Genomic DNA, 12,352 nt, shown 5'->3' with positions numbered 1-12,352 from the left:
GTGGCTTAAACCACCTCTTTCTTTGTATGAATTAAGTATCGGATAAATAGTTTGGGTAAATGATAAAACAATATTAGTCTCTTGTTTATTTTTTTCCAAAACGATGTTTTAAACTTTATATCAAATGTGTTTGATGCATTGTTTTCGTGCCTGCGATGCAGTCCTAAAATTTCAGGCAAAAAGTATGGTTTGTAGAATAAATCCGCAGCTACCCCCAGCCATAAGTCGTGATTTGGAATGTTATCTGGAAAAGGCAATGCTATTTCTAACACATTTCGTTTAAATGCCATACAGTTACCCATGTAGGTATTGGTCCTCAAATTTTTTATAAATCCAAGTCCTGAATTTATATAGTTAAAATATGAAGGACAAATTACATTTAAGGCGTTATCTACAACCTGGCAATCGCAATTAACAACATCATATTGCTGCAGACAAGCAACCATTACTTCTATTTTATTATCAAACCATACATCGTCCTGGTCTGCTAAAAAAATGTATTGCCCATTGGAAGTGCGTATAGCATTTTCGAAATTTCCAATCGGTCCTTTTTTATTTTTATTGAAGATAATTTTTATCCGCTTATCATCAAATTCATTTAAGATCTTCAATGTTCTATCTGTTGAGCCATCATCGCTCACTATCAATTCATCATCATTACCAAGTTGTTCAATTATGCTAACCACTTGCTGATGAATGTATTTTTCACCGTTGTATGTTGCCATACATACACTAACATTACTCATTTTTGTTTTGCTACTGGGATATCAATTCGCGTTGATCTTTGAAACCATTAAGTTTAATCATACAAATAATTGCAACAGAAATTATTGAAATTCCTAATGGATGATTAATATAGGGATTGGTACAAGATAAAAAGTAAACAAAGATAACAAACATAAAAAACCCTATTTTATTCTCAACGTTTGTTTTTTTATATTCTAAATAAGAAATAACAAATAAGGACAGATAATAAAATAGTCCTAAAATCCCCTGCTTATGGAAGATCTCAAGATATGATATTTCCATATGCACCGGTCTAATTGGTACACCAATACCAAATCCGTGGCCAATTAAAATAGAAACAGGATTAATATTATCAACAACCTGCTGTATTGTATCATATCTTATCTGATCACTTTCATCTTTATCGCCAATGGAATTTCTTATCTGCAAAAAAGCCGCAACTACTAAAACTCCTCCTAAAACAATGTAGACCAAAGACCTATAATTAATTTTCAGGATCAGCCATTTAATAAGATACGCCCCTGCCAAAGCAAATATCAATCCTCTCGTTCCTGTAAGAATTATTGCTATAATAAGGAACGCTAACACAATATATTTTAACAATGAGTTTTTGTGATATTGATCCCAAACTATAAAACCTACACACAAATAAAGATCGCCTGTGTAGTTGACAAAACCATTGTCTCCTTTGAAAAAAAAGATCGTACTACTATTATCACCAGAATCAGAACTCAGTGCAGAATACAGCATTGCAATATCTGAATATCTTAAAAAAATATAATAGAGCACTAAATGCATTACTACCAACAATACAGAAGATATTTTTATTAGCTTTAAAAGATACCTGATGTCCTGTACATTCTTTATATAATAAGACAAATAACACAACAGAAAAATATTGAGTAGCGGCTTAATATCTTCAAATACAGCTGAAAAATTTGCCCCATTCATAAAACCAATTAATGCGCCAAACGTACTTAAAAAGAGAAAGAGACTTATTATGAAAATAACTTGTTTAGGTAAGGGACATTCTAATAGAAAATATAATCCGATCAATATCATATAACCAGCGAACAGGCACATTCGGAGTGTTAAAACTGAATTCAATTCTATTAAGCGCCCTGTTCCGCCCAGAAAAAGTTCTAAAAACACACATGTGAATATAAAAGAGAGGAATCGCTTTTTAGTTTTATCTGCCCTTAAATTTTCCATTAACATTAAAATGATGCTATTGCTTTTTTTATAAAAGCTAAACTTTTATGCCGTAATGATAGTTTTGTTGCTCTTAATATACCAATCACTTTTAGGATTATACTTTCCATACTATTTGAGCTTACATGTGCTGATCCTTCCAAATAATAATCAAACCTAAGTAAATCGCTATTAAAAGAATTTTGATTTGTGGTTGATAGATCATGATAGACTTTTAAGTCCAAAACAACAAATTCATCAGTCACAACCTTTTTAAACCTTTTTATAAAATCATGATCACTAAAGTCCAGCCTAATCTTCTCATTATACCCACCATTTTCTTTAAATGAATTGATGTCGATGCACATTCCACAATTTATTACAGATAAATTGTGGAATGTATGAGGTCCGGATTTTATATGATTCAAAGATGTCCCGCGCATAAATTTAAATCTACATGGAGATACAATTACATTACTACTTATAAGCATTATCGGCGAAAATATTTTATAGCCTGGGTAATTAATAGTTGCCTGGGTATAAATATCTATCGTATTTTCAGGAAATGCAGTATCCTGATCAAATATAAGAATCCATTTCTTTCCTTTTTTTTCTGCAATTTCGGCACCATTATTATATGCTTTACTGACACCGCTATTATCAACATCAGGAATATAGGTGATATCCCATTCAGGATATTCAAATTTACCTTTTAAATTATACTCCGGGCTATTGTCATATATTAGTAGATCAAGCTTGGTATTATTGACATTTAAAGATTTTGTTAATGATAAAAAAGTCTTTGAATCGGATAGTTTAGTCTTATATAAAACTATTATCGCGAAAATATTTTCGTTAAACTTCATGTCTTAACAAATAATAAAATTGTGCCAGTTTATAGTAAAACCATCCATAATTTTTCCTTACCACTTTTAATGACTCTGTTTTATTAAAACTTGTACTAACCCCGCCCTCCATGGCATAAGCTTTGAAATTTTTGTCGATTATAATTTTAAAATGAGATTTGTAGAGTCGTTGATTAAAATCAAAGTCTGCATATGTTTTAAAACTAAGATCAAATGGCGGCAATGGATGAATGGCTTTTTTTATCAATAGTGCCTGATGATGTAAGGTGTTACCTATTTTAAGCCTCACGTCTACTTTAGGAATATATAAATGTTTGTTACCTATTTTAACTTCTCCAGCTACTATATCTGCTTTAACAAGTAAATTAAATTCAGGTAAACTCACTATCTCATCTCCAGCACCTAAAAATAGAATATAGCTATTTTCATTTGCTTCTTTCCATCCTTTGTTCATTGCATCGTATAATCCTTTGTCCGGTTCGCTGATAAAGTATGCTATTTGATCTTCATATTTTTTAGCAACCTGTACAGTCCCATCTGTTGAACCTCCATCAATAATAAATAATTGAACGTTATCTGCTTTTTTTTCTATTACAGATTTAATGGTTGCTTCAATAAAATCCGCCGCATTATAGGTAACAGTTATTATAGTTATTTGAGGGACATCTTGACGCCGCATACGTAATTTCAATTAAGGTTAATTACCTTTAATTATTTTCTGTCAGATCTTTTATTATCTTATAATAATTTGCGGAGAAAGCCTTGGTTCTTGCCAATAAGTTTTCTTCGAGGTCACTTTTAACTTTTTCTGTATCCTCTTCTACTAATTGATCTTTCCAAACGTGTTCTAATATATCAGCCAGCTCCTTTTCTTCGCTTGGTGTGAAATAAAAAGCTTTACCTGGGTTTTGCTCCCTATGCACCGGAATATCTGATAATACAACTGTTTTACCTATACTTTTTGCTTCCTCAACAGTTGAGCTCCATCCTTCAAAAAATGATGGATTTATAAGGGCTATACATTTCCGCATTAATATTAATACCTCACTATACGGAATAAGCCCTAACAACAATATATTTTCATCGAGATTATTTTGTTTTATATACGTTTTTATATCATCAAGGTTTTTATTGTTCCCTCTAAAATCATTCATCACACCAGTTGTTATAACCAACGGATTCATTCCTTTTTTGACAAGCAGCTTGATTGCTTTTAGCACAATCATATGATTTTTGTGTGACCAAAACTGATTAGGTAAATAAAAAAACTTGTCCCGCAATCCATACTTTGTCTTAATTTCTTTATAAATATTTTCAACCTCATTCACTTCACCTGGCTGCGAAACAAATTGAAGTACTTTCGCTTTACCAATTTGAGAGGGAGCAAACTTTTTGAAATCATTTAAAGCATCGTAGCTGCTTAAAATTACTACATCGCTGTATTTAACTATGTTGGTATTAATGTTAGTTATTAAATCCAGTTGTTTTTTAGGCCACAAATTTGGAAAGTGCAAACACTGAAAATCAGGTATCCAATTAACTATTTTTAAAGATTTATAATTGCCCCAAAAAAAAGAATGAGAAACAACATTTATTTTATGCTTTTTAAAAAGCATATATAATGGAAGTTGAAAACTAAACGCTTTATTAAAAACTTTGTTTAAAAACCATGCTACTGTTCGATCTTTAAATACATCCGTAAAAATCAGTTTGGCGTACGGTGAAAAAATATCAATGTATTCTTGTTCAATGTTTGATGGCAATATTACATAATATTCAATATCCGGATATTGAGTAATAGAATTTGTATAAAGCAGATTCTTTATGTAATTAATTCCTCCTTTATACTCTTTTGGAAAATTGATTAAAAACGCAACTCTAATCATTCTGTAACTTTTTAAAATAATCTACATATTGTTGAACACCTTCCTGCAATTCTACCTCCGGATCCCAACCTAATTCATTAGCATTTGAAATATCTGCATAATAAAACCTGGGGTCGCCAGCTTTTACTTCCTGGTTAAACTTTACAGTAATTTTTTTACCATATAACTTCACTAAAAGTTTTATGGTATCATTTACAGTTGATCTAACTCCGGATGCTCCGTTTATAATGCTGATTTTCTTTTTCTCATTTGCTGCTATCGCTAATATTAATGAAGCCGCATCCTTAACATATATCCAATCCCGCGTTTCTTCCCCTGTGCCAAAAAAAGTTATTTCATCAATAGCATTTTTAATTTTCATGCAGGCATCCCATAATAACTGCTTCTGCAAACCAGCTCCGTAAATTGAAAAATAACGAATGATTGAAACTTTTAATCCAAAATTTTTGCTGTATGAAAAACACAATTCCTCTGCCGCTTTTTTATGAAAGCCATAAGGAGAAACAGGATTAGATGGATCATATTCCTTAATTTTCTTATCTCCTAAATCTCCCTGAACAGCAGGGCTGGATGGATATATAAAATGACATGGTTTGTCCGTTAGCCTAATATATTCCAATAATGCTAATGTACTTTGAACACTTTTTTGAAAATCCTCAAACGGGTTCTGATATGAAAACGCTACCGACCCGCTCCCCCCGCAATGAACAATTATATCAAATGATTTATTCATGTTTATCAAGGCTTCAAAAGTAATGGTTGATTCAAACCAGCTTTCAATTCCCCATTGATTGTATTCATGTTTATGCCATTTTCCGTGACCTATCCCAGTAACCTGGTAACCTGCATCATTAAATGCTTTTGAGGTATATCGCCCTAAAAATCCATAGGCACCTGTTATAAGAACTTGTTTCATTTTTAATTTCTCCGTAATTCTATTGGAATTTCCTTAATTAATTTTGCAGGATTACCGCCAACAACCGTCCATGGGGCCACATCTTTTGTAACAACGCTACCGGCAGCTACAATTGCTCCTTCACCAATTGTAACGCCCTTTAATATTATGCAATCCATACCAATCCAGGCATTTGAACAAATTTTAATTGCCTTTGAATTAACTACACTCCAATCTTTACTTTCAATAAAGTTTTTACCGCTCCTGTAATCACTTAATTGACGTTGAATATCCTTTTGTCGTTCTCTATAATCAATAGCGTGTGAATCATGATCATAAATGCAACACCCCCACGCAATAAACACATCGTTTTGTATCTCAACTTTGTTTTTACATATGATTTGACTCGATCCGATGAATGACCTATCTCCAATTAAAACCTCTCCAGATTCCGACTCGAATATGATAGTACAATTCAGCATTGAATCTTCACCAATTTTTACGTAAATTTTATTTTCTTCTGGCTTATTCAGTACTATATTAAAAACCTCTAAAAGGTGAGAATTGCCTATTGAAATGTATCTATTAATTTGGTCGATACGCCTTAAATGAAGGAACCGCCTTGTTTTCGATAAAACATATTTGATCATATATTAATTTTGTTAATGCAGGACTTTGATTTATATATCACAAATATTAATGCCGGTAAGGTAAGAATAGCCGCAGACAAAGGTACCGAACCTATACCTACTGATAATTGAAACAAAAGCTTACTTAATGGTATCATTAATACAGACGCAATTACCGAAAGAATTATTTGGCCTTTCAACTGTTCAAATGCATTTAAAAATACAGATCCACAATAAGAAAAAACCTGCACTATAATTAATAGCGCAAAAGGATATATACTCCTCACATTAGTAATTATTATTGTTTTATTGGTCCATAAGCTTATTAAAAAAGGAATAAACAGTGTTACAACACATGCGCCAATACTAAAAACAAAAGCACATAACAAAAGTTGGTTGAAAATTTTGTTAAGTTTTACTCCATCATTTAGGGCTTTTGCATGTGATATTTCCGTCCAAAAAACAGAAATAATCACATTGAATATTGTCATTCCCAGCAAAAAAATTTTATTGACGGTATCATATTGTGCTACATTTTTTAAGGATAAATTATTGTAAGTTAAAATATTACCCATGGAATACAGAAATAGAGCCGACACTTGTAGTAAGAAAAACTTTGTTCCTGTTAATAGTGACTTTTTTGATGCTATAAAATGTTTAAAGTTTAATATTTGTTCCCATTTAAAATGTACTTTTTTTAGAGAATAAAAGATAATTGTAAAATTGGCTATTACATAGAGTGTGCCGTAGAAAAACGCCAACCTGTAAATGTTTACTTCAAAAAGTTTAAACTTAAAAATCAATAAAACAATTAACCATATAATATTTTGGGCAAATAGGATAGAGTTAAATACATTGAATTTTTTTATTCCTTGTATTATGAAATGCCCCAATGTAAATGGAAAGGAAAGTATTATTGGCAAATAAACAACATAAGCCAGCGCCAGGTGCGATTGAAATACATTTACAAAAAATGTGGAGATAATAAAAATGACTACCAATAATAGCGTCATTAATATATAAAACTGCATTGTACCGGCAATTAATACCTCAAGGGTTTCACTGTCGTTACTGGCACGGGATTCTGTTACCTTGTTTTTAAGACTGTAGCCTGATCCGAAGTCAAAAAGGTTGAGCCATGTCAATAAAGCTGTTATAGTAACCCAAACGGCATAGTTATTGGTTCCAAGGGTTTTTAAAAGCAACGGAACTGTTATAAAGGAAACGGCAGCAGAAGAAAGTTTAAATACTGTAGAACCTAATATGGATTTAATTACACTATAATTGGCTTTCATCCTATCAACAAAGCTTTAATAATCCTCATTTGGGTAATTAACTTAGCTTTTAACGGAAAGCGTACACTCTTTACCAAAAGATAAGCTCCCATAAATCCCGATTTGGCCTTTTTACTTGCTACTCCACCTAATAAATTCCTCGCATAAACCTCATCTTTGATTTGCACAGTATTTATTTCTTTATTTAGTTTATTATAGACAATTTTAGCAGCTGTACCAATTTCATTTTGCCATCTATCTATTTTTGTTAGCCAATCAGGAGTTGATATATGTTTATTTGTAAAATTATCCGGCCATACCCGGTATGCAGCTATAATTTCTGGTAATATAACGGCTTTACCATAAAGCATGCATTTTTGAATTAACAAGCTATCAGCAGCCGTGTACTCATAGCTTTCATCAAATAACCCATATGATTTTGCCACATCTGTTTTGAAAATAATTGCAGGCAATCGTGCATCTACACCATATTTAAAATAATTGTAGCCATGCGGGCTTTCCAACATCTCAATTTTTTCTGATTTCCAGGATGAGAGCTCATCGTCCGACGCATTAATAACTTTGTGCCCGAATAAAATTATATTAGCATCACTGTAATTATTCAACGCGTTTTCAATTTTTTTAAAAGCTCCTGAATAAAACATGTCATCGTCAGAGGGGATGATAAACCATTTTGTTTTAACATGGTTGATACAAAAGTTCCAGTTCTCAAACATATTGAGCTTTTTAGCCGGACGTATAAATGAAAAATCAGGATATTGTTTAATTATGGCCTCTGTTACGCTCCCTCCATTATCACCGATAACTACATTTTCATTTTTAGGGATAGTGTTTAAGATTTTAATTAAATAATCATTCCTGTTGTATGTTGGTATCACTACCGTTAAGTCCTTTAACATATAAGTTATTTGTAATTATCATTAAGTAATCATTAATTACTTTTATTTATAATCTTAATGGTTATTCATTAAGCCCGGTTATACATTCACCAAACACATTAGATATATTCCATTTTAAACCGGGTTATTACATATAGAGTAATGACTAAATAAATCGGGGATACGTTCAAATTGATGGGCTTTCGTTTTTATAAAAGTTTTACCAAAAATTTATTGCCGGCTATATATAACGGTAATTTTACTAAACTAATTTTCCATATTTAGAGTTAAGAAAATTACTATTTACTTAAAATAATTTGTCAAATCATTAACATTTTAAAAAGTCCTTTTATACCTAAAAATAGGATAGTCATGAAGCAGCCTAATAACCCACCTATCAAAATTGCCTTAAGCTTCCCTAATTTTTCTTTATACAAGGGGAATACCGGATTATCGATTATTTGTATCAAAGGAGTTTCTTGCCTAAGTGAAATCTTAGCAAGTTCAAGATTTTTTACAATTTCTCCGTAGACCGCCATACTTGACTGCACGTCTACCTGCTTTTTTTGCGACGGAACCCTTAATGCAGAAAATAAAGGATTAGAATTAGGAACAGCATCATTTGCTGAAGCAACTCCACTAATTGAAATATTTAAAATTTGCCTTAAACTATCAGCTTGATGCTGCAATATCTGACAATTTTGAAAAGTCTTTTTAGTTTTAGTTTTTAAATAGAAATCGTTTACAGTCTCTACAAGTTTGTTATTAAACTCTTTTGAAAACAATTCATCTTTAGAAGTTACATTTACAACTATAATACTTAATTTTTTATCAAGTTTATCAACTTTTAAAAAGTTTTTATTAAACGAATCTGCTATATCTGTAATTATACTGTCCTGAGTTCTATTAAACTTTCGAGAACTGTCTCTAAAATTGATAGTATCAATATGATTGTTTTCTTTCCAGCTTTTGCGTAGTTTATTAAAATCAATATACCTATCGATTAATTTAGTGGCTTTGCCATTAATTGTAATTTCACTCAACAGGGCCTTTTCAATCATTGTTCTTGATTTATATAACTCTATTATGTTGTCGCCCTGAAATATACCGCCACCACCACCAGCCCCTACATTGATACCGGCCAAGCTTGCTAACCCTGCATACTGACCAAGTCCTCCGCCTTTATCACCATCATCCAAAACAAAGGTACAAACAGCAGAATAGGTTGGCTTTTTATAAAATGAATATCCTAATCCCAGCAATGCACCTATTATTGAAAAGCATAAAATTACTAACCACTTACTTCTAAAGTATTTAATTATTGATCTAAGTTTAGCCAATAATTCTATTACAGATAATTCATCTGATTTATTACCAGATCTTTCCTGATCTTCTATATTCATAAATTTAGTCTAATGACTGAGTGAATCTCATATCTATTTATTCAAACTTAAAATCCCCAGAATAATAGCACCCAAAGAAGCTAAGCCTGTAGTAAACCCTAAAATGGTTTGAGCTGTGTTACCCTTACTTTCAGATTTTTTAGGCACATATATTTCGCTGCCTGGTTTAACCGAGGGATGGCTGTTAAAAAACAGGAACTTCCGGGTGCCTTTAACAGTTCCGTTTGGATATACTACATACGCGCCTCTTCTTAGTGCGTCAGGGCCATATCCGCCGGCGTTATATACAAAGTCATTAAACGATTTTGAACTTTCGTAAACTACTGCGCTTGGATAAAGTACCTGGCCATTAACCCGCACTATCTGTTGCTTTTTTGGAACTCTTAAAACATCACCATCTTCTATAAGAAGATCAATTTTTGAACCCGGCGATTTTAAAATACTATTAAGATCAATGCCTACATAATTGTTGCGCTGTTGCGCATCACCGGTATTGGTTGAATCTTTGTAAGTTCTTTTAAGCCTGTCAAATTTGGCTGTTCTTTCAAGCGCAAGGGCTGTAGTATCAACCTTATTTTTATCAACTCCTAATATGGCAATGTTTTCTCTTTTTAAAGAACCTCCTTCAACATCGGCCGATGCGGTAAGACCGCCAGCGCGCGCTATGAGGTCTGATATTTTTTCATTCTTATTTTTTATAGTATAAGATCCGGGATATAGAACTTCGCCTTCTACTTTTACTGTTTTTTGCTTTTCATATCCTGGCAAGCTATATATCGAAACAATATCAAACGGGTTCAATATAAAGTTTGCCTCAGCAGGTTTTAAAGGGCCATCTATATTAACACTAAATACCTGGGCTACAGAGCTGCTTTTGGATGATGGATCAGCATCAGAAATCCTCCTGGCTACTTCAATGCGTTTTGTGCTCGCTCCTTCTGCAAAACCGCCGGCCTTTAATATCAGATCCTCCACTTTCATGTTTTCTGAGAAAGCAAATTTTCCGGGTTTCCTTACACTGCCATTAATAGTGACGATGTATTTGTCGCGCAAGTCAAAAATCGACGATATATTAATAATGTCTTCGCGCTGCAACGGGATGCTCACTGTTTTATTCATTACATCCTTTACACTAAAACCTACCATTTCGGTGCTATTATCTGGCTTTAGGCGGGTAATTGTCCCCCTATCTGTAAAAGCATCTTCTTTTAACCCAGCGGCTTTTCCTATTAACTGGTATAAAGTCAATCCGTTTTGCAGCTCATAATCTCCTGGTTTAAAAACGGCTCCATTGATTACAACCCTGTTTTCAAACCTATTGATAACAGATTCAATGGTATACTTATCTCCTCTTAAAGGAATATAATTCTTGTAATCGGCTTCTAAAACATCGGTAATTTTTCTTTGCTGATCACTTATCTGTGAAACTTTTATGCGTGCAGTATAAGCGCTATCTGTAAATCCACCGGCATAGCTTAATATATTTTCAAGGCTCTCACCGGGTAAAGCCTCAAATAATGCCGGTATTTTAATCTGTCCCGCAAGCTCAACCCTTGTTCTGTAGGTAGGTACGCGTACAATATCCTGATCCTGTAATGCAATATTATTTTTTTGATCACCTTTTACCAGGAAATCATAAACATCAAGATGCCTTATTATCCGGTTATTCCTGATGATTTCAATTTGCCTTAAACTACCATTATCATTTGGGCCGCCTGCTGTATATAACGCGTTAAAAACTGTAGCAAGCGATGGCAACGTATAGGTACCCGGTTTTACAACCTGGCCAATAATAATAACCTGTATGCTGCGTATATTGCCCAGTGTTACCTGCACACTTGTACCACGCCCAATGGCATAGTTATTTGCAGCAAGCTTATTTTTTATGAGTGAGGTGGCTTGTTCAATGGTTTTACCCCCAACGTTTAAAATGCCTATTCCCGGAATGTTAATGTTACCTTCTGGTGAAACATCCAGTTTCCAGTTTACTAATGAACTGCCATACACATTTATATTAAGCTGATCATTAGGGCCTAATATATAATTTAACGGCGTGGCCAGCTTCAGGTTAGGTTCAAATGAGCTGTTCTTATTTTTAAAAATGTCCGCACCGAAAATTTTAGGTTTTAGGTTTTCAAAAATATCTTTTCCGGTATATGATGTATCAACGCCGTCCGGCTTATAATTAAGCCGCCTGCCGTTTGTGGCATCAACGGTATCAGTCCGATTATTGGATTGACCTCCATTTTTAGCTCGCAGGTCTTTTATACGGGTTTGTAATTTTTGAACCTGAGCGTTTGACATTCCCCTGCTTTGGGCTTGTTGTAATAATTCGGCGTCACTTAAGCCTGCGTTTTGCGCCTGCTGAATCAATTGGGCTATTTGCTGATCAGAAAGATCATCAACATTAACAGAAGAAATATTTTGAAGAGCAGTTTGAGCCGAGACTGTTTTAATTGCCCCACAGATAATCATGAGGACAACCAAAAGTACCCGAAAGTTAAGTTTATTCATAAGTAAAAAAGCCATTAGAGCATAAAAAATAACACTCCAATAAATGAT

General features: G+C 33.2%; 11 protein-coding genes. All 11 read right to left on the bottom strand.

Annotated features, from left to right (window positions below; genetic code table 11):
* Positions 1-5: 5 nt before the first annotated feature.
* Positions 6-725 (bottom strand): glycosyltransferase family 2 protein, encoded by a 720-nt coding sequence (locus AC1DYB_RS01480; protein WP_477431832.1) that lies wholly within the window; start codon positions 723-725, stop codon positions 6-8.
* Between the two features lie 31 nt (positions 726-756).
* On the bottom strand, positions 757-1,959 hold the full coding sequence (locus AC1DYB_RS01475; RefSeq protein WP_477431830.1) for an O-antigen ligase family protein: 1,203 nt from the start codon (positions 1,957-1,959) through the stop codon (positions 757-759).
* A 5-nt stretch (positions 1,960-1,964) separates the two neighbouring features.
* Positions 1,965-2,804 (bottom strand): glycosyltransferase family protein, encoded by an 840-nt coding sequence (locus tag AC1DYB_RS01470; RefSeq protein WP_477431828.1) that lies wholly within the window; start codon positions 2,802-2,804, stop codon positions 1,965-1,967.
* Positions 2,794-3,483 (bottom strand): glycosyltransferase family 2 protein, encoded by a 690-nt coding sequence (locus tag AC1DYB_RS01465; RefSeq protein ID WP_477431826.1) that lies wholly within the window; start codon positions 3,481-3,483, stop codon positions 2,794-2,796. Before AC1DYB_RS01465 ends, AC1DYB_RS01470 begins: the two co-directional genes overlap by 11 nt.
* Positions 3,484-3,511: 28 nt before the next feature.
* The gene (locus tag AC1DYB_RS01460; protein WP_477431824.1) at positions 3,512-4,690 is read right to left on the bottom strand and encodes a glycosyltransferase; all 1,179 of its coding nucleotides are present in this window, start codon (positions 4,688-4,690) and stop codon (positions 3,512-3,514) included.
* Positions 4,683-5,606 (bottom strand): NAD-dependent epimerase/dehydratase family protein, encoded by a 924-nt coding sequence (locus tag AC1DYB_RS01455; RefSeq protein WP_477431822.1) that lies wholly within the window; start codon positions 5,604-5,606, stop codon positions 4,683-4,685. The genes AC1DYB_RS01460 and AC1DYB_RS01455 overlap by 8 nt, the downstream gene beginning before the upstream one ends.
* A 2-nt stretch (positions 5,607-5,608) precedes the next feature.
* Positions 5,609-6,235 carry an acyltransferase gene (locus tag AC1DYB_RS01450; RefSeq protein ID WP_477431820.1) on the bottom strand — a complete coding sequence of 209 codons (627 nt, stop codon included), beginning with the start codon at positions 6,233-6,235 and terminating at the stop codon, positions 5,609-5,611.
* Positions 6,232-7,509 (bottom strand): lipopolysaccharide biosynthesis protein, encoded by a 1,278-nt coding sequence (locus AC1DYB_RS01445; RefSeq protein WP_477431818.1) that lies wholly within the window; start codon positions 7,507-7,509, stop codon positions 6,232-6,234. The genes AC1DYB_RS01450 and AC1DYB_RS01445 overlap by 4 nt, the downstream gene beginning before the upstream one ends.
* Complete coding sequence (locus AC1DYB_RS01440; RefSeq protein WP_477431816.1) at positions 7,506-8,408, bottom strand: glycosyltransferase; 903 nt, start codon at positions 8,406-8,408, stop codon at positions 7,506-7,508. The genes AC1DYB_RS01445 and AC1DYB_RS01440 overlap by 4 nt, the downstream gene beginning before the upstream one ends.
* 299 nt (positions 8,409-8,707) lie before the next feature.
* Positions 8,708-9,790, bottom strand: a complete 1,083-nt coding sequence (locus tag AC1DYB_RS01435) for a Wzz/FepE/Etk N-terminal domain-containing protein (RefSeq protein ID WP_477431814.1) — start codon at positions 9,788-9,790, stop codon at positions 8,708-8,710.
* 33 nt (positions 9,791-9,823) lie between these two features.
* Positions 9,824-12,304, bottom strand: a complete 2,481-nt coding sequence (locus tag AC1DYB_RS01430; protein ID WP_477431812.1) for an SLBB domain-containing protein — start codon at positions 12,302-12,304, stop codon at positions 9,824-9,826.
* Positions 12,305-12,352: the final 48 nt, after the last annotated feature.

Source organism: Mucilaginibacter sp. P2_A4 (assembly GCF_056405015.1).
This window is presented reverse-complemented; position numbering and strand designations above follow the sequence as displayed.